This window comes from Antricoccus suffuscus (genome assembly GCF_003003235.1).
In the GTDB taxonomy this organism is placed as follows: domain Bacteria; phylum Actinomycetota; class Actinomycetes; order Mycobacteriales; family Antricoccaceae; genus Antricoccus; species Antricoccus suffuscus.
Window position 1 is genome coordinate 116,535 of sequence record NZ_PVUE01000010.1, and the last position, 20,010, is coordinate 136,544.

At 65.8% G+C, this 20,010-nt stretch carries 20 protein-coding genes; 10 read left to right on the forward strand and 10 right to left on the reverse strand.

The window, feature by feature from the left end:
- Positions 1 to 2 precede the first annotated feature (2 nt).
- From CLV47_RS12960 to CLV47_RS12970, 3 genes are read right to left on the reverse strand one after another with little or no spacing between them, the layout of a single operon-like run.
- Positions 3 to 878: a phytoene/squalene synthase family protein gene (locus CLV47_RS12960; RefSeq protein WP_106349463.1), complete on the reverse strand. Its 876-nt coding sequence runs from the start codon at positions 876 to 878 to the stop codon at positions 3 to 5.
- Positions 875 to 2,386, reverse strand: coding sequence for a phytoene desaturase family protein (crtI, locus tag CLV47_RS12965; RefSeq protein WP_106349464.1), 1,512 nt, complete (start codon positions 2,384 to 2,386; stop codon positions 875 to 877). Before crtI ends, CLV47_RS12960 begins: the two co-directional genes overlap by 4 nt.
- 5 nt (positions 2,387 to 2,391) lie before the next feature.
- Positions 2,392 to 3,465 (reverse strand): polyprenyl synthetase family protein, encoded by a 1,074-nt coding sequence (locus CLV47_RS12970; protein WP_106349465.1) that lies wholly within the window; start codon positions 3,463 to 3,465, stop codon positions 2,392 to 2,394.
- A gap of 81 nt (positions 3,466 to 3,546) precedes the next feature.
- Here CLV47_RS12970 and metF point away from each other — a divergent pair, with 81 nt between their 5' ends.
- Entirely contained in the window at positions 3,547 to 4,452 is a 906-nt protein-coding gene (gene metF / locus CLV47_RS12975; RefSeq protein WP_106349466.1) for a methylenetetrahydrofolate reductase [NAD(P)H], read from the forward strand.
- Between the two features lie 7 nt (positions 4,453 to 4,459).
- Here metF and CLV47_RS12980 read toward each other — a convergent pair whose 3' ends face one another.
- Genes CLV47_RS12980 through CLV47_RS12995 form a run of 4 tightly spaced genes read right to left on the reverse strand, consistent with a single transcriptional unit; the run spans position 4,460 to position 7,771 of the window.
- Entirely contained in the window at positions 4,460 to 5,077 is a 618-nt protein-coding gene (locus tag CLV47_RS12980) for a flavin reductase family protein (protein WP_106349467.1), read from the reverse strand.
- Positions 5,052 to 6,659, reverse strand: a complete 1,608-nt coding sequence (locus CLV47_RS12985) for a phytoene desaturase family protein (protein ID WP_106349468.1) — start codon at positions 6,657 to 6,659, stop codon at positions 5,052 to 5,054. The genes CLV47_RS12980 and CLV47_RS12985 overlap by 26 nt, the downstream gene beginning before the upstream one ends.
- Positions 6,656 to 7,234 (reverse strand): GNAT family N-acetyltransferase, encoded by a 579-nt coding sequence (locus tag CLV47_RS12990; RefSeq protein WP_106349469.1) that lies wholly within the window; start codon positions 7,232 to 7,234, stop codon positions 6,656 to 6,658. The genes CLV47_RS12985 and CLV47_RS12990 overlap by 4 nt, the downstream gene beginning before the upstream one ends.
- A gap of 21 nt (positions 7,235 to 7,255) precedes the next feature.
- Positions 7,256 to 7,771 carry a YbaK/EbsC family protein gene (locus CLV47_RS12995; protein WP_106349470.1) on the reverse strand — a complete coding sequence of 172 codons (516 nt, stop codon included), beginning with the start codon at positions 7,769 to 7,771 and terminating at the stop codon, positions 7,256 to 7,258.
- Between CLV47_RS12995 and CLV47_RS13000 the strand changes: the two genes are divergently transcribed.
- From CLV47_RS13000 to CLV47_RS13020, 5 genes are all read left to right on the forward strand, one after another.
- Positions 7,772 to 7,951, forward strand: a complete 180-nt coding sequence (locus CLV47_RS13000) for a hypothetical protein (protein WP_106349471.1) — start codon at positions 7,772 to 7,774, stop codon at positions 7,949 to 7,951. It abuts the gene before it with no gap.
- Positions 7,952 to 8,004: 53 nt separating this feature from the next.
- A complete protein-coding gene (locus CLV47_RS13005; RefSeq protein WP_106349472.1) occupies positions 8,005 to 8,478 on the forward strand; it encodes an SAV_6107 family HEPN domain-containing protein in 474 nt (157 codons plus the stop codon).
- A 59-nt stretch (positions 8,479 to 8,537) separates the two neighbouring features.
- A complete protein-coding gene (locus tag CLV47_RS13010; RefSeq protein ID WP_106349473.1) occupies positions 8,538 to 9,281 on the forward strand; it encodes a class I SAM-dependent methyltransferase in 744 nt (247 codons plus the stop codon).
- 32 nt (positions 9,282 to 9,313) lie between these two features.
- On the forward strand, positions 9,314 to 10,624 hold the full coding sequence (gene dinB / locus CLV47_RS13015; protein WP_106349474.1) for a DNA polymerase IV: 1,311 nt from the start codon (positions 9,314 to 9,316) through the stop codon (positions 10,622 to 10,624).
- A 132-nt stretch (positions 10,625 to 10,756) separates the two neighbouring features.
- Entirely contained in the window at positions 10,757 to 11,128 is a 372-nt protein-coding gene (locus tag CLV47_RS13020; RefSeq protein WP_106349475.1) for a DUF3040 domain-containing protein, read from the forward strand.
- Positions 11,129 to 11,148: 20 nt separating this feature from the next.
- On the opposite strand, the gene CLV47_RS13025 is transcribed toward CLV47_RS13020, so the two are convergent.
- Genes CLV47_RS13025 through CLV47_RS13035 form a run of 3 tightly spaced genes read right to left on the reverse strand, consistent with a single transcriptional unit; the run spans position 11,149 to position 15,657 of the window.
- The gene (locus CLV47_RS13025) at positions 11,149 to 13,443 is read right to left on the reverse strand and encodes a transglutaminase TgpA family protein (RefSeq protein WP_106349476.1); all 2,295 of its coding nucleotides are present in this window, start codon (positions 13,441 to 13,443) and stop codon (positions 11,149 to 11,151) included.
- Complete coding sequence (locus CLV47_RS13030; protein ID WP_170111064.1) at positions 13,440 to 14,651, reverse strand: DUF58 domain-containing protein; 1,212 nt, start codon at positions 14,649 to 14,651, stop codon at positions 13,440 to 13,442. Before CLV47_RS13030 ends, CLV47_RS13025 begins: the two co-directional genes overlap by 4 nt.
- A 13-nt stretch (positions 14,652 to 14,664) precedes the next feature.
- The gene (locus tag CLV47_RS13035; protein ID WP_238145436.1) at positions 14,665 to 15,657 is read right to left on the reverse strand and encodes an AAA family ATPase; all 993 of its coding nucleotides are present in this window, start codon (positions 15,655 to 15,657) and stop codon (positions 14,665 to 14,667) included.
- A 258-nt stretch (positions 15,658 to 15,915) separates the two neighbouring features.
- Between CLV47_RS13035 and mraZ the strand changes: the two genes are divergently transcribed.
- The 4 genes from mraZ to CLV47_RS13055 all read left to right on the forward strand — a co-directional run bounded on the left by mraZ (position 15,916) and on the right by CLV47_RS13055 (position 20,007).
- On the forward strand, positions 15,916 to 16,341 hold the full coding sequence (gene mraZ / locus CLV47_RS13040; RefSeq protein ID WP_106349479.1) for a division/cell wall cluster transcriptional repressor MraZ: 426 nt from the start codon (positions 15,916 to 15,918) through the stop codon (positions 16,339 to 16,341).
- Positions 16,342 to 16,565: 224 nt separating this feature from the next.
- A complete protein-coding gene (rsmH, locus tag CLV47_RS13045) occupies positions 16,566 to 17,522 on the forward strand; it encodes a 16S rRNA (cytosine(1402)-N(4))-methyltransferase RsmH (RefSeq protein ID WP_106349480.1) in 957 nt (318 codons plus the stop codon).
- The gene (ftsL, locus tag CLV47_RS13050) at positions 17,519 to 18,136 is read left to right on the forward strand and encodes a cell division protein FtsL (RefSeq protein WP_106349481.1); all 618 of its coding nucleotides are present in this window, start codon (positions 17,519 to 17,521) and stop codon (positions 18,134 to 18,136) included. Before rsmH ends, ftsL begins: the two co-directional genes overlap by 4 nt.
- Positions 18,133 to 20,007, forward strand: a complete 1,875-nt coding sequence (locus CLV47_RS13055; RefSeq protein ID WP_106349482.1) for a peptidoglycan D,D-transpeptidase FtsI family protein — start codon at positions 18,133 to 18,135, stop codon at positions 20,005 to 20,007. Before ftsL ends, CLV47_RS13055 begins: the two co-directional genes overlap by 4 nt.
- Positions 20,008 to 20,010: the final 3 nt, after the last annotated feature.

The window sequence follows — 20,010 nt, forward strand, 5'->3', positions numbered from 1 at the left end:
GCTTATACGAACGACATCGCGTGTTTCGACAGGGTCTGTGCAACGGTTTTGAGCTTTTTCACTCTGGGGACGGTGTGCCGGACACCGATCACGGCGTAGTCGGCGCGTTCGATCTCGTCGAGAATTCCCCGATAGAGCTCGAAAGCAATCCGGATGCATGGCTGCCCGGCGCGGCGTAGCAGCGCGATCCCTGGCTCTGCCTCGTCGTAGAGTCTGTGCGCCCGGCGCGTCGCGGACGCGATGACATTGCGCAGCTCGCGCGAGTCGCCCACGCCCGGTTCGATCCCTTGTGCGACGAACTCCGATCGCGGGAGATAGACGCGGCCGCGTTGCCGGTCCTCGTCGTAGTCCCGGCAGAAGTTGGTCAGTTGAAATGCCTCGCCGAGCGCGGTCGCACAGTGCAGCGCATGCTCTCGGTCGTTCTGTACGCCGATGACCTGCGCCATCTGGAGTCCAATGACGCTTGCCGATCCCCATGTATACCGCGAAAGACGCTCCCAATCGGCGTATCGCGTGACCGTGAGGTCTTGGCGCATCGCGTCGAGGAAGTCATAGGTGAGTTGCGGGTCGATGCCGGCACGGCGGACCGTGTCAGCAGTGGCGGCGAACACCGGATGCGTCGTACTGCCTTGTCGTATTGCCTCGCGCCACATCGTGACGATGCGATCGAGCCGGTCCACCGGCGGCGCGTTTGCGATCGGCACGTCGACGATGTCGTCTATATAGCGGGCGAACCCGTAGAGCGCATGGACGGCGTACCGCTCGCGGCGTGGCAACAGCTGGGTGGCCAGGTAGTAGCTGCGGCCGTGCCGGGCATGAAGCCGTCGGCACAGCTCGTAGGACTCGGCGAGGTCTCGGTTCGAGAGCAGTGCGGTCATGGCAGATCGCCGGTGATGCGGGCCGCCGCCAGCCGACCGGAAACCAACACCATTGGTACGCCGACCCCGGGCGTCGTACCGGCGCCGGCGAATACGACATTTTCGAACACGCGCGGGAAGTTGCGCGGCCGAAACGGTCCGGTCTGAGAAACCTTGTGGGACAGGGAAAACGGCGTGCCTAAGGGGAGCCCTTGGCGTTTCCAGTCCAGCGGCGTCACGCGCTCGATGACGGTGCAGTCACGAAGCGAATAGCCGCGTTCCGCCAGTCGAGCGACGATTGAGCCGGCGTAGTCGTCCTCGATGCGTCGCCAGTCGACCCGGCCGTGGAGGTTAGGTGTCGGCGCGAGCACGTAAAGAGTCTCTTGGCCGGGCGGCGCCAGTCCCGGGTCGGTGAGTGACGGATTGCTGACCAACAGACTCGGATCCGACATAGGGACGCCCCGATTGGTCAGCTCGTCGAACGTAGACTCCCACGCCCGCCCGAACTGGATGGTGTGGTGGGCGCGATCGGAGCGGCTATGCGGCAGGCGATCTGTGTCAACACCGAGGTGCAGCAGTAGACACGAAGGTGAGTAGCTCACCGGCCGCTGCGGACCGCGGCGGCCGAGCAGGGTGCGCATCGAGGAGCGTGGATCGGCGGTGACGACGACCGCATCTGCCTCGAGCGAGCCATAGTCGGTGAGGACGTTCCTCGCACGGTCGCCTGTCATTGCGATCTTCTTAGCCGTGGTGCCGAGCCGGAACGTGACGCCCGCGGCGCGAGCAGCATCGGCCATCGCAACCGCTACAGCGTGCATTCCGCCGACCGGGAAATAGACACCGCCGACGACGTCCATGTAGGTGATGACCGCGTAGAGCGCGCGTGCGGACTGCGGGCTCATCCCGGCGTAGAGCGCCTGGAAGCTGGCCAGTCGCTGCGTGCGCGGGTCGCGCAGGAATCGGGCTACTTTGCCCGCCAGCGAGCCGAAGCCGCCCATCGCGCATAAGGATGCGAAGTCCTTGCCGAGCAAGGCCACGGGGCTGTCGAAGTTGCGGTCGATAAATGCGCCGTACTCCACGTCGTACAGCCTGCGGCAGTAATCGGCGAATCGCCGGAAGTTTGCCGCTTCCGCTGCGCCGCAGGCAGTCTCAATCGATGCGACCGTCGCGTCTAGTGACGCGCCGACGTCGATGCTGCTGCCGTCGGCGTACACGGCCCGGTACGCCGGATCGAGCCGGATCAGCCGTAACCGGTCGGACATCGACTCCCCGACGGCCTGAAACGGTTGCTCGAGGATATCCGGCATGGTGAGCACGGTTGGCCCGGTGTCGAAGGTGAAACCATCGCGCTGCAGCTGGCCGCACAGCCCGCCGACCTCGGTGCGTTGGTCGATGACCGTCACGGTGCGTCCGGCGCCGGCCAAATGCAGCGCCGTACTGAGCCCGGCAAGTCCCGCGCCGATGACCACGACGTGGTCGGTTCGTCCCGCTACGGTCCGAAAGCTTTTGTGTGCAAGTGATGCGCGCATTGAAGCTAGTGTGTGCGCGCGGTCGCGGCGTCGGCGAGTTGCGTCAGGCCCGCGCGACCGTCATCGGTAAGCGATGCCAACTCGATCGCGTCGTGTGCGACACGTACGTCGGTCTCGATCATGGTCTCGACCTCTGCGACGGCGCCGCATTCGGTCAGCCGGGTACGCAAACTTTCGATTTCGTCAGGGCGGAGGTCAGCCGCGCCAATCCGCTCTAGCAACGCGCGGTCGGAGGGGGCAGTGAGCCGCTTCTGGGCGATAGCGATGAGTGCGGTTCGTTTGCCTTCGCGCAGGTCGTCGCCGGCCGGTTTGCCGGTGGTCGCCGGGTCGCCGAATACGCCGAGGATGTCATCGCGTAGTTGGAACGCGACGCCGACATGCAGGCCGAACTCGCGAAGGGCGCCGTGCACGTCGTCGTCGGCCTGGGCAATGCTTGCACCGATGTCGAGGGGGCGAGCGACGGTGTACGACGCCGACTTCAGGCGGGCGACCCGAAGCGCCGACTGCAGTGCGGACTCGCCGGATCCCGGATCGGCCTGTTCGAGTACGTCGAGATACTGCCCGGCCATGACTTCCAGTCGCATCTGGTCGAAGGCGCGGCGTACCCGGCTGTGTGTATCAGGGCTCAGGCCCGCGTCGGCAAGCATCGCGTCGGCGAGGATCAGTGCAAGGTCGCCGATGAGGATCGCGGACGCCGTACCGAACTTGTCCGCGTCACCGCGCCAGCGCCGCTCGTTATGCAGGCGCGCGAACTGCCGATGGACACTGGGGCGGCCGCGCCGCGAGTCGGACTCGTCGATGATGTCGTCGTGCACGAGGGCGCTGATCTGAACCAGTTCGAGCGCGGAGACGGCTCGGATGACGGTGCTTGCATCGTCGGCGCTACGACCGGCGGCGAGCCAGCCGCAGTAGGCAAACATCGGCCTGATCCGCTTGCCGCCTCGACCGAATGCGATGAGCTCCGCGGCGACCGGGGCCAGGTCGGAGGCGATCAGGTCGAGCTTGCTGGCCGCGGTGGACAGGAAGTCCTCGACCGCGACGTCGACCAGGCTGCGCACCTCGGATAACTGTGTCGTCACGGGTGTTGAGTATCCACGGTCATCGGATCGCGGGAGCGGGCGGTGGGCCGAGACGAGCGTGGTCTTGCGTAGGCTGGTGGAATGTCTGAGGTCTCCCAGTTTCGTACCGTTCGCGACGCGCTCGCGGACGGTCCGACGTTTTCATTCGAGTTCTTCCCACCGCGTGACGAGGAGTCTGAGACACAGTTGTGGGAGGCGTTGCGGAGGTTGGAGCAGCTTGCCCCGTCGTTTGTGTCGGTGACCTACGGTGCCGGTGGTACGACGCGCAGCGGCACGATCCGGGCGACTGAGCGGATCGCCAAACAGACCACGATGCTGCCGATGGCGCACATTACCGGGGTCGACCACTCGGTCGATGAGTTGCGCAATCTGGTCGGCAATCTCGCGGCGGTCGGTGTCCGTAACATTCTCGCCGTGCGCGGGGATCCTCCTGGCGATCCGGAAGCGACCTGGGTCAAGCATCCCGAGGGAATCGAGTACGCCGAGGAGCTGGTCACGCTCGTGCGCGATGCGGGTGACTTCTCGGTCGGCGTCGCGGCGTTCCCGTTCAAGCATCCGCGCTCGCCGGACATCGACACCGATGCGAGATACTTCGTCCAGAAGGCCAGGGCTGGCGCGGACTTTGCGATCACTCAGCTTTTCTTCGATGCCGAGGACTATCTGCGACTGAGGGACCGGATCGCGGCGCTTGACTGCGACATCCCGATTATTCCGGGCATTATGCCGGTGCTGTCGGCCAGCACGATCGAGCGCGCACCCAAACTGTCCGGTGCGCCATTCCCGGAAAAGCTCGGTGCTCAGTTCGCCGCGCTTCATGACGACAAGGCCGCGGTGCGTGAGCTCGGCATCGCCAACGCGACGCAACTGTGTCAGCGGCTTCTCGACGAAGGCGCGCCGGGGATCCATTTCATCACGATGAACCGCTCCAAGGCGACGCTGGAGATTTGGGACCAGCTCGGCATCAAACGGTCGCCGGCCCGCCTGTAGTGCGCCGCTAGCGCTCGAGGTCCTTGTACTTCTTGCGGGGTTCGTCCAGCACCCGACCGACCGTCGACCACTGGTTCTTGCCGAGGCGCGCGAGCGGCATCAGGTCTTCGATCCGCGGATGCGGGCGGCGTGGGTTGGTCAGGTCGAGCACCGATTCGTCGATGCTGAAGTTGACGACGTCGCCCATCACCACGGTCGAGTTGCCGATCTCGATGGTGTCGCGCAGTCGGCACTCAAAGGCGACGGGCGACTCCGCAACCCGCTTGGGGGCGACCAGGAGGCTGTCCTGTCGAGTCAGACCGATTTCGTCGTACTCGCTCAGATGCGGCGGGAAGTCGATCGACGTGTCATTGACCTTGTCGAACAGTGGCTCCGGCGTCAGGCAGATCACGAACTCCTTCGTCGCCTGAACGTTGCGAAGCGTGTCCTTTGACCCGACGGAGGTGAACTGTACGACGGGCGGGTCCGCCGCTGCCACAGTGAAAAATGAGTGGGGCGCCAGATTGTCCACTCCATCCGCGGACAGCGTGCTCACCCAGGCGATCGGGCGCGGCAGCACCGTCGCGGTCATCAGGTGGTAGGCGCCGCCTCGTTCGAGGTCATTTATGCCGAAGTCCCGTCGCATTCGACCAATCTAGCAATCGGCCGAGCACCGAGGACCGGTCGGCAAGTACGGCGTGCGCTGCCGACCGGCCGCTGGCACCGAACACGCCGCCACCGGGATGGGTTGATGCACCGGTGATGTAGAGCCCGTCGACGTCACTGATTCGGTAGTCGGCGTACTTCGGCACCGGGCGCAGGCTGAACATCTGGTCCAGAGTCATCTCCAAATGCATGACGTTGCCGCGCAGCAGGCCCAGCTCGCGCTCGATTTCCAGCGGCGTCTGGACCCATAGGTCCTGAACGGAGTCCGCGAAGCCGGGGGCGTGTCGCTCGACGACCTCGACAAGCTTGGCCGCTTCGCGATCGGCGATGTCGTGCCAGGACTCGCCCTCGAGGTGGTACGCGTGCCACTGACCCCAGATAGTGACCGTGTGGCGTCCGGCTGGGGCGAGGGTGTCATCGCGTCCGCTGGGCGCCATGACGAGCGCGGCCGGGTTAGTCGGTGCCCGACCTGCGAGGAATTCCCCGTAGTTGCGGCGAAGTTCGACTCTGCTGTCGGCCAGCAGCGTCATCGCATGATGCGCAATGCCCGCCTCGTCGGCGAGATAGCCAGGCAGTGTGTCGGTCACCGCGCGCACGACCATGCCCAGTCCGTTGCCGGTCCGGGCGTTGCCGCGTAGCTCGGCAGTGACCTTCGGGGCGGTGCCTTCGATCAGCGTCGCGGTGGTCTGGACGTGGCACCCGGCGACCACCTGCCGAGCTTGGATCTGGTCGCCCGAGGTTGTGGTCACGGAGCGCACTTTGCCCGCGCGGCACGAGATCTCGGCGGCGCCGTCGCCCAGCCGGAGGGTGCCGCCGTACGACGCGAAGCACGAGGCGAGCGCCTCGGAGAGCTTGCCGCTGCCGCCGACCGGATGACCCGGAGCAATACGGTGCATCATGGTCAGCCAGCCCACGAGATCCGCGGTGGCCGGCTCGTGGCTGGGCGGGCCGGACTGCGCCGCCATCCATGCCAATGCCGTCTTGAGCCGTTCGTCATGGAAGTAGGAGTCCAGTACGGCGTCGGCGCTGCCGAGGAACTCCCGGCTCATCTGAGCGACGCCGGAGCGGCTCGCCTTGCGCAGCCCTGCCATCGCTCGCGCGAGATGTGCGGGGGTCGGTGACTGCTGGAAGAAGTCGAACACGACCTCGTTGCGCGGCAGCCAGTCGCGGGTGAAACGTCGGTACGCGTCGGCGTCGGCCATGCCGCAGACCGCGGCGATCGACTCGCATGTGCGCTCGATGTCCACCCAGAACACCAGAGCGTCCGGGGTACCGTCGTCGGCGCGGATCGGCGCGAACCCCCACGGGTCCATGTCCTGGTAGATCAGCCCGTGCGCGGCGAGGTCGAGGTCTTCGACGATGCCGGTGTGCCGGATCATGATGTGCGCGCTGGAACCGCGGTCCATCAGCACGCCAGGGAATCGCTCGACGGTGGATACGGCCCCGCCGACGACGGCATCTTGCTCGACGATCTCGACATTCAGCCCCGAACGCGCCAAGTAACAGCCGGTCACCAGTGCGTTATGTCCCGCGCCGACGATCACGACGTCGCGGCCGCTCACGTGGACGCGTCCGTGCGGCGTAACCCGAGAATTGCGAACGGTCGGTCGTCGCCGGGAAAGGTGACGGCACTGGCGATCCGGCCGAATCCGGCGTTGCGGTAAAGGTGATGCGCCGTCGACTCGCCCTCGGGTGTCGACAGCAACACGGTGGCGCCTGCGCTCTCGGTGAGAATATGGCCGAGCAGTTGCCGACCGGTGCCGGCGCCTTGGTACGTCGGCGCGACATGTAGTTCACACAGCTCGAATGCGTCCGAGGTCCACGCCTGAACCGTGGTGGGGTCGCTGGCCGCGAGCATCTGCTGCACATGGTCGTACCACCATTGGCCGGGGGAGCAGCGGTAGCCGTAGCCGAATCCGACCAGCCGTGTTCGGAGAAACGCGCCCACCGCATAAAAATCCGGGTGTTCCAGGTGCTTACGAGCGATCGAGACGCGCATCGGGATGACTGCCTTCGGATAGCTCATCGCCTGCGCGTAGATCTCGATGGCGTCTGGCAGGAGCGCTTCGAACTGCGCCTGGTCGAGCCGGCGTACGTGCGGCGTCTGGCGTTTGTTCCGCGCGAAGATCGAGGGCATGGGGTGACGTCGTCGCCTGTGCTACGCGACGTCCGCGGGCGTACCGCCGGTGACCTGCAGCAGTTCGGCGTACGACGTGGCGAAGACGGTATTGGTGTGCCCGGCTGCGGCCCAGACCGCGTCGTACTTTGACAGCCAGGTGTCGACGACGGTCTCTATGGGCTGTGGATGTCCGAGCGGCGCGACGCCACCGATCGTCTGGCCGGTGTGCGCCTTGACAAACGCGGCATCGGCGCGCTTGATTGTCGATTTGCCTAGTGTCGCGGCCAGCTTGGCGGTGTCGACGCGGTGCGCACCTGACGTCAGCACGAGCAGCGGACCGCCGTCTGCGTTGAAGATCAGGCTATTGGCTATTTGGCCGACATCGATTCCGAGGGCCTGCGCCGCGATCGCCGCGGTGTGTGCCGGTTCGCTGAAGCTGACCACCTCGGCCTCGACGCGGTGTGTGGCTAGGGCCGAAACGACGGCCTGTACGGCGGCGTGGGTGAGGTACGTCTCGGGAGCGCGGGTTGCGGACGGGATCTGCTCAGGTGACATATGACCATCTTGACCGACCCGGCCACCGGCGCGCTCGGCGGCTGCCAAAAGTTGTCGTACCGATTCGCTACGTTTGGGTTGACTTCGAGCGTTCCCGAACGTACGTTCGAAGTGTTGTTGGGGAGGGTCGCCCGCCCTTCGACTCGGCGGGCGGCCCGGCAACAGATCGACCCACAGTAGTTCTGCGACGACGAATAGCTCTTCGACAAATACTCAATCTTGATGGTGCTGATATGAACGACAACTCCGCTACTGCCCGACAGCTGCTCACCGCCGCGTGGCGGTCGATCGCCGAAGCGACTCAGCACGATGATCCGACCGACCGGTTCGACGCCGCCAACGTGGCGGCATTGCGGGCCGCGGCCGCCGTCGTGAGTGTGCGCGCGCATCCCGCGGGCACAAACGGCGTACCGGGCGATCGACGCCGCGGGCTCGAGACCGTCTGGGACATTCTGCCGCGGATCGCCCCCGAGCTCGCGGAGTGGGCCGACTTTTTCGCCGTACACTCGCGGGTGCGTGGTGTCGCGCGCTCGGATCGATCGGTGCGGATCGGTCAGCGCCAAGCCGACGACCTGCTGCGCGATGCCGACCGGTTCGCCCACCAGGTCCGCGGGATGTTGCTCCGCGACCGCACTACTAGGTCGGCCTCGAACGCTATGCCGGCCTCGGATATCCAGCCCGCCTCGCACATCGGGACGGCTCGATAAGGGATGATCGGGGCACTGGCTTCAGAGCCCAGCGCTGAGCGACCCGAAAGGCATCTGGCATGGCTGCAATCGACCCGACATCCGCAGGCGACCGCATGGTCTCCGGAGCCCTGGCCGAAGTGGTCGAAGAGCTGCTCAAGCACCGGCAGTCCGAGCGTCAGGTCACGGTCCTCGACCTCGGTGGCGGCACCGGGGTGTACGCGGTGCCGCTGGCCAGGGCCGGGCACCCGGTCACGGTGGTCGATCAGAGTCCCGACGCGCTTGCGACGTTACGTCGCCGGGCCAACGCCGCGGGAGTAGGTGACCTCGTGACCGCCGTTGTCAGCGACCTCGACGCCTTCGACGGTGGTAGCGCCGAGCTCGCGGCCGACGTCGTGCTGTGCCATCGGGTGCTCGAGTACGTCGACAACCCAGTCCAGACGCTGATCGAGGCCGGTCGCGCGGTGCGCGCCGGCGGCGTACTCAGCGTCGTCAGCGCCTCTCGCTTCGGTGCGATATTGAGCCGGGTACTCGGCGGGCGCTGTGAGGAGGCTCGTGCGCTGCTCGACGACCCGCACGGTCGCGTCGGCGCCGCCGATCAAATCGTTCGCCGGTTCGAGGTCGGTCAACTCACCGAACTGCTGGCGCAGGCCTCGCTATCGGTGATCAGCAGCCGAGGGGTCGGCCTCTTCGAAGAACTGACCAGTCGGCACGGCACGCTGTCGGACAACGGGCTGGCGACTACTCTCGATCGCACCGCGCCATTCGTCGAGGTGGCGCCGTACATCCATCTGCTTGCCCAGCCCGTGCGCCAGGGGAGCTAGCTCATGCGCCAAGTAAATGGGACGTAGCACTAATGGGACGTAGCGCCGACCAGCCACGGGTCCGGCAAGGCGACCAGACGCGGGTCGACGACACCGGGTGCCACTTCTTGCACGTCGACATGGACGCGTTCTTCGCCAGTGTCGAGATTCGGCGCAACCCAGAGTTGCGAGGCAAACCGGTCGTCGTCGGCGGCCCGGAAAACCGCGGCGTCGTGGCCGCGGCCAGCTACGAGGCGCGCAAGTACGGCGTTCGCAGCGCAATGCCGATGAGTCGCGCGCTTCGGCTGTGCCCGCACGCGGTAGTCATCGGCGGTAACCACGCCGACTACGGCGCGGTATCTCGCGAGGTCATGGCGATATTGCGGGATGTCACACCGCTGGTTCAGCCGCTCTCACTCGACGAGGCGTTCCTGGACATCCGCGGCGCGATCAGGCTGCTCGGGTCGCCGCGCGAGATCGCCACGGCAATCCGCGCGAGGGTCGAGCAACAACTCGGCCTCACCTGCTCGGTCGGCGTGGCAAGTGTGATGTTCGTTGCCAAGATCGCCAGCACCCGGTGTAAGCCGGACGGCATGATGATTGTGCCGGCCGATCGGGTCCTCGACTTTCTGCATCCGCTTCCGGTCTCGGCGCTGTGGGGCGTCGGTCCGCGCACCGAGCAACGACTGCGGGCGCTCGGCATTCAGACAGTCGCCGACGTCGCGTTGGCGCGCTTCGAGACGCTACGCAGCAACATCGGGGCGGCCGCCGCGACCCATTTGCGCCAGCTCGCGACGGGTATCGACAATCGACCCGTGGTCCCCGAGCGGGTGGAGAAGTCGATCGGCGCGGAGGAGACCTACCTCTATGACTTGGTCGATTCCGACCGGGTCGTCACCGAACTTCACAAGCTGTGTCAAAAAGTTGGCACGCGGTTACGCACCGCCGACATGCGGGCGAAGTCCGTCGCCCTCAAGCTGCGCACGCCGGACTTCACCACACTGTCGCGCTCGCGGGTGCTTCCGGGCCCGACCGACGTGGCGCGCGAACTGTTCGGCACGGCCCGCGAACTATGGACCGAGTTCGAGCGCACTGAGCTCAATGGACGCGGACTGCGGCTCCTCGGCGTGCGGGCCGAGAAGCTGTCCCAGCCGGACGACGCCCCAGAGCAGCTGACCTTCGACACGGTCGAACGTGATCCCGGCTGGGCACAAGCCGAGCGCGCGATTGACCAGTTGGTCTCGCGGTACGGCGCCGGCGCGCTCCGCCCCGCGGCACTGCTGCAACGAAGTTCGGACGCAACCTCGAGTACGCCAACCCGCCAAATTATCCGCGAAGAACCCCGCGCAAACCCGGCTGATTAGTAATAGATTCAGTAGTGAGACCGACTCCGAATACGGCGAAATGACCAGCCGCCTACCGCGGAACCGGAATCGCTCGTATCCTTAAGGGAGCACGGTGTTCACCGTGACTCAGAACGACGCTAGGAGGAGCGGATGCCCCTCTCCGAACACGAACAGCGTTTGCTCGAGCAGATCGAGCAGTCGCTGTACGCCGAAGACCCCAAATTCAGTGCGACGGTGAAGTCGACCGACGTGAGAGCTATGTCCGCAAGGCGCATCCGCATCGGAATCGCGCTAGTCGTTCTTGGCTTGGTCGTGCTAGTCGGCGGCGTGTGGCTCAACAATGTCTTCGTTGGTGTGCTGGGCTTCTTAATCATGTTCGGCGGCGGCGTGCTCGGAGTCATTGCGGCACAGGCGCCGGCGCCCCCACCGGGTCAGAAGAAGTCAGGTCAGGATGCGCCACCGGCCAAGTCGACCGTGAAAGACCGGTTTGAAGAGCGACTTCGTAAACGTTTCGACCAGTAGTCAGCGGTTCCGCACCATTCTTACTGCTGCCGCCGGCGACGCGGCAGCAGTTTTGCGCGCCAGCGCGCAGTCCGGCCGGCTTGTTCACGCATCGCGTTGCTGACCGTTGTCACGTCCGCCGCTAGATCCTGCTCGGCCGATTCGCGATGCTCGAGACTAGGGGTCTCGCCGGCGGCGTACTGGGCAATTTCCACGCGCCGTCGCACTCGGCCGGCCGCCGCCTGAGCCTGTTCGCCTAGTTGGAAGTGCCGCGTCCACGCTCGCACCCGAGAGCGGGCAGTGTCGGTCGCGCGAGGCATGAGCCCGAGGTCGGCCGCGGTATGGGTGAGCTCCAGCCACGCCGCGCGCGCACCCTTCGCCGGCGATCCGGTCCGCATGATTCCCAACCGACGTGTCCGGGTGCGGCTGCGCACGTACGCCGGTGTGCCCAGCGCGCCGAGGAGTAGTAGTGCGGCCGCCAGCACGATCAGCCACGTGAACAGTCGTGGCGTAAGGCCCGCGGTGTTCGCGCCCTGACCACCCGCCTGCCGTGACGAGGAGGCCGAGCTGCTCGACGCGGAAGTGGTCGTGGCCGTGGTCGTCGTTGGAGCGTTAGTCGTCGGCCCCGTAGTCGACTGTGGACCGGCCGGTTGCTGAGACGCCTCATACGACTGCGGCTGGCCGCGCGAGCCGATGGGTGTCGGGTCGAAGGGCACCCAGCCGACTCCATCGAAGTAGGCCTCGACCCAGGCGTGCGCATCACTCGTGGTGATCTGATGCTCGCCCGTTACGGCCTCAGATCCGCCGGTATAGCCGACGACGACGCGGGACGGCACACCGGCGACACGCAGCATGCCGGCCATCGCCGAGGCGTACTGCTCGCAGAACCCGCGACGGTTGATCAGGAAATCGGTGAGCTTGTCACCGCTGTCGCCCTTGGGTACGTCGAAGCTGTACTGGAAGCCGCTGGACGGGGCGTCGAAGAAGGCCTGGAGTGCGAGCGCCTTGGCGTAGTTCGTCGACGCGCCTGAGGTGATCTCTTTGACGAGCGTGCTCACGAGGTCGGTCACGTTGCCCGGTGTCTGCAGGTCCCGGCTGTCGATCTCGCCCGGCACACTCGTGCCCGCCGCGGCCAGCTGCTCCGCGGTCGGCTCGGGTCGCTGGGAGTTGAATGTGTACTGCGTGTCGCTCAGCGTGTCGGTATCGGAGAAGACGACGGATCCGGCGGCGTCGAAGGCGAACTTTCCGTCGATCTTGATGTTTGTCGGGTCGGCGTAGGTGGGCACGAACGAGTCGGCGTACGCCTGGATCGTGATCTTGGTAGTCGAGTCGACGGTCTTGACGCCCGCGGTGGCGCCCGGCAGCTCATCCAGCGGCAGGCCGGACGCCTTGGGCGGCAGCATCTTCCAACCCTCGGGTGTCCACTCGTCGAGTACCGCGGTGCGCAGGTAGTACGGGTGCTTATCGGTGGTACTGACGGTGAACAGCTTGATTGGGGTGGGCTGGTTCAACTGGCCACCGAGGTCGGTCGACCTGGCGACCTTGGTGCCAGGGGAGCGGTCGCCGCCGTGCGTGTTGAAAACGCCGCCGTCGGGAAGAGAGACGAACGCTGGTACGAGCAAGCCGATCGCGGTCACGATGACGCCGATAACGACTGCGCCGAGAGTCCCACTGAACAACACGCCGCTGCGTTGCGGTCGCCAAGCGAGCCGGGCAAACATATGGTCCGCCCAGAGCAGCACCAGATACCCCAGCAGCGGCCAGGCGACGCTCCAGGCCGAGATCGATACGCGTACGACGGCCGAGCCCATCGCGAACAACGCCAGCAGCGGGATACCGGCCAGCGCCGGGCGGCGCTGAACCGCGCAGTCATCAACGACGATCGCCACAGGTCCGACCATCAGCGCGATTATCAGCGAGGTGCCACCCGTGGACGCGATCGGCGCGACCTTTTGCTGGGCCGTGGCGGCGCCACGCAGCACGAGGTCGACGAGCGCTTGCAGGGTCTGCGGTGTCGGTACGATTCGCGCGATCGAGTGCTCGCCGGCATAAAGCGCGGCGACGACCAACAAGGCGACCACCAGTTGGATCAGTGCGGTGAACGGCGATCCTGGCCGCCACCAACGCCACATGAGGCCAACAATGAATACCGCGCCAACGGCCACGAGCGGACCGATCAGCCAGCCGCTGTCGGTGAACGCCGGCCCGATCGTGAGCACCGTAGCGAGCGTGGTGAGCGCGGCGATCAGTGACATCGTCAGATCGCGCGCCGGTATGAACGACGCCGGGGGAGTGGGAGTGCGCCCAGGACGTACCTGGGTCGGCGTCGCGGTCATGATCGGTCGGCCGCGATCTCGGCGGATTCGCTATCGAGACTGCCGGCCAGCGTGCCGCCGGCGGGTACGACGACCACCCGCCACTTGTTGCGAAGCAGTTCCTGAAGCACATCTTCGGCCAACGTCTGCGATGCGTGCTCGATCACGATGGCGGTTGCCGCGGTGTTGAGACTGCGGGCGCGCTGCAGCAGCGCGGCGTCCGGAGCCGAGGAGTCGGTGAGGAACAGGAAGAGCGGACCAACCTCGTGATCGCTGTAAAGTGCGTCGGTGATCCGCGTCATGGCCGTGACGGGCGTCGGCTCCGCGAGCGCAAGGGTGCGTATCCAGCCTTGTTCGAGCCAGGCGCCGTACCCGGGAAGCACCTCGCCGCGGCTGCCGCGGGTGGTCAGCTGGTAACCCTGGCGCAACAGATGTGCGCCCACCGACGCGGCGGCACCCATCATCTGGTCGAAGGTGGCCGGGTTGTGTACGCCGTCGCGGTCATCGAGTACAAGCGTGGCGCGACGTTCGCGCACTTGCGCGTCTTGGCGCACCATCAGCTTGCCCTGGCGCGCGGAGCTGCGCCAGTGCACTCGGCGTAAGCCGTCGAGTGGTTCATGATCGCGCAGCGCTGCATCGAACTGGCCGGCGCCAGTCTCGGCCACGCGGCGCTCGTTGCCGGTGCGTCCCACGTGTCGCAGCGTCCACCGCTCGCCGAGCTCCTCCACGACGGGCAGCCCAAGTATCTCGATGTGCTCGGTGCCGGTCTTGGTCGTCGTGATGAGCCCGAAGACGTCGGTCACCTTGAGCGCCAGTGGCCCAATGCGGTGCCGTCCGCGGGTCTTCGGCGAGCACGTGTAGCGCATCGACACTCCGGAACGAGCGGCCCGCGCGTCGACGAGCAGAGTAGGCCGGGCGCCGAGCCCGTCACCGGTGAGGTCGAGGCATTCGAGTGAGGACAACGGTAGGGCCGATCGGGTGGTCAGCGAGATCTCAACCTCGATCGGCGTTCCGATCGCGGCCTCGTGCTGGCTGGCCCGATGGGTTGTTTGCAGCCGCAGCCCGCTCAAACCCATCCATGCCCAGCACACGAGCACCAGCAGCGTGATCGCGACCGCGATCCGCAGCAGGTCGACCTCGCCGAGTAGGACCGCGCCGACACCGGTAGCGACGCCGGCCGCGAGCAGGCTGCTGCCACGAACGGTGATAGTAGAGCGCGACCACTTCATGGAGGTAGGTAATTCAGCGACGAGGCGCCGGAACCGGGACGGAGTTGAGGGCTTCATTGATCACGGTCTCGGCCGAGTGCCGCGAGCTGTAGGTGCCGGTGGTCATCAACAACCGATGGGCCCACACCGTGGCGGCGAGCTCCTGTACGTCATCAGGGAGGACGTAGTCCCGGCCGTCGAGCGTGGCCGCGGTCTTGGCCGCGCGCAGCAGTTGCAGAGAAGCCCGGGGGGACGCGCCGAGTTTGACCGCGTCGTGCGCCCGGGTATAGCCGGCCAGCTCGACGACGTACTTGCGGATCCCGTCGGCGACGAACGCCTTGCGCACCGTCTGGATCATCGCGGCGACCTCGGCGATGGTGCACACCGGCCGGAGCTCCTCGAGCGGGTCCCGGCTGCCGTGCGAGTCGAGCATCGACATCTCCGCTTCAAGACCGGGATAACCCATGGCGACCTGGGCGAGAAACCGGTCGCGCTGGGCCTCGGGCAACGCATAGGTGCCTTCCATCTCGATCGGGTTCTGAGTCGCGATGACCATGAACGGCGACGGCAGTCGATAGGTCGTGCCGTCGCTGGTGACTTGGCGTTCCTCCATCGCCTCCAGCAGGGCGGACTGGGTCTTGGGCGATGCGCGGTTGATCTCGTCGCCCACCACGAGATGCGAAAAGATTGCGCCCGGTTTGAACTCGAAGTCCCGGGTCTGCTGGTCGAAGATCGCGACGCCGGTGACGTCCGAGGGTAAAAGGTCCGGAGTGAATTGAATCCGGTGAAACGTCGCGTCGATCGCACTGGCCAGTGCGCGGGCCAGTTTGGTCTTGCCGACTCCGGGTACGTCCTCGATCAACAGGTGACCCTCGCACAGCAGGGTGATCAGTGCGGTCCGAATAACCTCCGGTTTGCCCCAGATCACCGACTCGATCGCCTCGCGAATTCGCTCGACCCGGTCGTGGATGTCATCGATGTTCATCGACGGCAACTGCATCGGCGTCGGCGCGGACTGAGTGCTCAACTGGCCGGGTCCTCCATCGTGGTCGTGTGCCTCACGAGTACGGCGCCCGGCGCCGTACAAACCTGAGAGTTTGAGCGTAGCGACTAAAAGCGGCGGGCGGGCGGGCGCGCTGTCCCGGATTTATCACCCTGCATCCATGGTGCTCGCGGCATTTCCCTGAATTCGTTTCCAAAACACGCACATTTAGATGCCAGGTGGGGAGTGGTGGGTTACAGTGGTGCAAGCAAAAATGCGGTTCGGTCCAGGGGAGGTACGTCGATGTTTCTCGGCGACTTCTACCCGCGTATGGACGAGAAGGGTCGGATCGCGCTTCCAGCGAAGTTTCGGGACAGATTGGGCGCCGGCATGGTCATCACCAAAGGCCAGGACCGGTGCCTGTACGTCTATCCACAGACCGAGTTCGAGCGGATGGCCGACCGGCTCAGCCGCACCAGCTCGACGGCCGCGACCCGTAACTACATGCGGCAGTTCTTCGGCGGCGCCGACGACCAGACCCCGGACAAGCAGGGCCGGGTCGTTGTAAAGCAGGCGCTGCGCGAGTACGCCGCGCTGGACCGGGAGTGCGCTGTCATCGGCGTAAACAATCGGGTCGAAATCTGGGATGCGGTGGCCTGGTGCGAGTTCACCGAGGCCCAAGAACAGCAGTTTGTCGAGTTTTCCGAGGACCTACTAGCCCCTGAATAAAGAGCCCTGAAATAAAGCACGACCCGTCCGCTGCGGCCTCCCCCCGCTATCCACCCTGGCACTACTTCCCCGGCGCCAGGTCGGATATCGGGAGGGGACCGGAACGGACGGATCGCCCCAGTAAGGCCCACCATCCACCACGACCCCCAATTGCCCCCACTGCTCACCACCGCGACGCCAATCACCACACGCCAATGACCACACGCGAATCAGGAGCTGTATCGATGGAACGCGAAGACCAGCACGTACCAGTGCTGCTCGATCGCGTGCTGACGCTGCTCGCTCCGCCGCTCGATCGCGAGGGTGCGATCGTCGTCGACGCGACGTTGGGGCTCGGTGGGCATTCGGAGGCGATCCTCCAGGCGCACCCAGGGGCCCAGCTCGTCGGGTTGGACCGAGACACCGACGCGCTGCAGTACAGCGAACGTCGGTTGGCGCCGTACCTCGATCGGGTGCACCTCGTGCACGCGGTGTACGACGAACTCGGTGACGCGCTTGACGATCTTGGCTTCACGACCGTGCAGGGGATTCTGTTCGACCTTGGTGTTTCCTCGATGCAGCTCGACCGCGCCGATCGCGGCTTCGCCTATGCGCAGGACGCACCGTTGGACATGCGGATGGATCAGACCCGCGGAATAAGCGCACAGGACATCATCGACAGCTACTCGGTCGAAGAGCTACGCCGGGTAATCGGCACGTATGGCGAGGAGAAATTCGCCGGTCGGGTCGCTCAAGCCATCGTGCGTCGCCGCGACCAGGGCCCGCTGACCTCGTCCGCGGAGCTTGCGGAGCTAGTGCGATCGGCGATTCCCGCGGCGACCCGCAAGACCGGTGGCCATCCGGCTAAGCGCACGTTTCAGGCACTGCGGATCGAGGTCAACGCCGAGATGTCCGTGCTGGAGCGCGCGATACCTGCCGCGCTGGACCGGCTCGAGGTGGGCGGCCGGATGGTCGTGCTGTCCTATCACTCGCTCGAGGATCGGATCGTCAAGCGAGTGATCACCGACCGCACCACGGATAAGACGCCGATCGACTTGCCGGTGATGCTCGATTCACACCAACCGCAACTGCGCTCGCTCGTGCGCGGCGCCGAGAAAGCAACCGACACCGAGATCAACGACAACCCGCGCAGTGCCTCGGTGCGCTTGCGGGCCGTCGAACGAGTGAGGGAGGCAGCGTGAGTACGACGTTCAGTGGGGCCAAGGTAGCCCGCTCGGCAAATACCTCGACCAAGCCTCGCACCAAGACGCCACACCCCAAGACGCCTAGCCGCTACACCCAGGCTCGCCGGGAAGCGCGCGAAAACGCGCGTAAGCGCACCGTTCGCCACCAGCTGCTGCAGACCCACAAGTCGCTGCGCACCGAGGGCCTTGCGAAGGTACGTACGGCGCGCTGGCCGTTTGTCACACTGTTCGCCGTGATCGCGGCCGGCGCCGTGATCGCGTTGCTGATGCTCAACACCGCGACGGCGCAAACCTCGTTCGTGCAGCGCAACCTCAACGCCAAGCTCGACGCGCTGACCATCAAGCAGCAAAAGCTCGAAGAGCAGGTCAGCAAAAAACAGTCACCGACGTACCTCGCTCAGAAGGCAGCCGAGCTCGGGCTCGCTCCGGGCGGCCAGCCGGGCTACTTCGTGATCAACCCGGACGGATCGTCGAAGTTTGTCGAGCCCGATCCGAAGAAAGCCGGCACCGAACCACCGCCGCCCGCAGGCGACCCGGAGAACCCGGCCGCCGGCGCATCAGCGCCTGACGCGGCCACCACGACCCCGACCGCACCTGGAGCCGCGCAATGACCGACCGGCGCCGCACCGGACCGCCATCCCGACGTACGCCGCCGCCCTCGCGCGGGCAACGGCGCCGACCTCAACCCCCGCGCGCACCTCAGCGCCGCGCACGTTCCGCGGCCGGCGCCGCGCCACGCCGGCGCAAGAAGATCCGGCTCGGCAGCCAGTCGCGGCGGATGAACGCCGCGCTTGGATTCCTGTGTGCGCTGCTGGTTGTCATCGGCGGACGGCTGTTTCAGCTGCAGTGGATCGACGGGGCGGCGTATGCCGCCCAGGGCGACAACCTGCGCAAGACGACGGTCCAAGCTGCCCGCGGCGAGATCTTGGACGCTCAAGGACGCCGCCTGGCATACAGCGTCGAGTCGAGGCGAGTAGTGGCCGACCCGACGCTCATTTCCGAGAAAGACCGGCCCGCGGTCGCTGAGCTACTGTCTACGAAACTCAAGATCCCCTACAGCCAGGCCCTTCTCGGCGTCATGGCATCCGGGCGGTATTCGATCATTGCGCGCCAGGTCGACCCCACGGTCGCCGACTCGATCATGGGATCGACCGTGAACGGCAAGACCATTGCGGGGATCTTCACCGAACGCACCCAGAAGCGCGTCTATCCGGCTACCACGACCGGTTCGCAGGTCATCGGCTTTACCGGTCAGGACGGTACCGGCCTGGCCGGGATCGAGCTATCGATGAACAAGCTGCTCACCGGCACCGACGGCCAGATGGTCTACGAGGCCAGCCCTAGCGGCGCGATCATTCCAGCGGGTATCCAGAAGATGACTCCGGCGAAATCCGGCGACAAGGTCACCCTCACCATCAACGCCGACTTGCAGTACCTCACCCAGAATGCCGTTGAGGCATATCAAGTCAGTTCAGGGGCCACCGCCGCCCAGGCCGTCGTACTCGACGCGAAGACCGGCCAGGTCGTCGCTATGGCGAGCACGCCGGGCTACAACTCCGCCGACCCCGGCGCATCAGACCCTGGCACCTTGAGCAACCCGGCGATCTCCGATGTGATCGAGCCCGGCTCGATCAACAAGATCACCACGTTCGGCCCCGCCCTCCAAGAAGGCCTGATTACCCCGAAGACCGTGATCACCGTTCCCGGGCAGATCAAGATTGCCGACAAGGTCGTGCACGACGCCTGGGTCCACGGCGACGTCAAGTACACCGCGACCGGCATCCTCGCTAAGTCCAGCAACGTCGGCACGCTGATGATCAACGAGAAACTCAACAAGAACGATTTCTACAACTACCTGCTGAAGTATGGGCTCGGCAGCAAGACCGGGATCGAGCTTCCCGGTGAGAGCGGCGGTATCCTCGCGCCGCCATCGAAGTGGTCCGGCAGCCAGGCTGGCAACATCCCTATCGGGCAGGGCATCTCGATGACAGTTCTGCAAATGGCGGGCATGTATCAGGCAATCGCCAACAACGGCGTATACATTCAGCCGCGGGTGATCAAGTCGATCACCGACGCCGACGGCAACGCCCTGCCGACCTCGAAGCCCAAGAGCACTCAAGTCGTCTCGGAGCAAACCGCCACGACGCTGCGCTCGATGCTTGAGGCGGTGACCGGACCGGGGGGCACCGCGAAGTCCGCTAACGTTCCCGGCTACCGAGTTGCCGGCAAGACCGGTACCGGCCAGCGACCCAATCCGGCGTGCAACTGCTACGCCGGTGGTGGCTACAACCACACCTTCGTCGGCATGGCTCCGATGAACGATCCGAAGTATGTCGTGGCCATCGCACTGACCGACCCGCACGTCGCCGTGAAGGGTGGAGCGGCCCCGCTCTTCTCCACGATCATGGGACAGCTGCTGCAGTCGACCGGCGTTCCGCCGTCTCCGACGCCGTCGCCTGAATACCAGCTCACCGCCGACTAGACT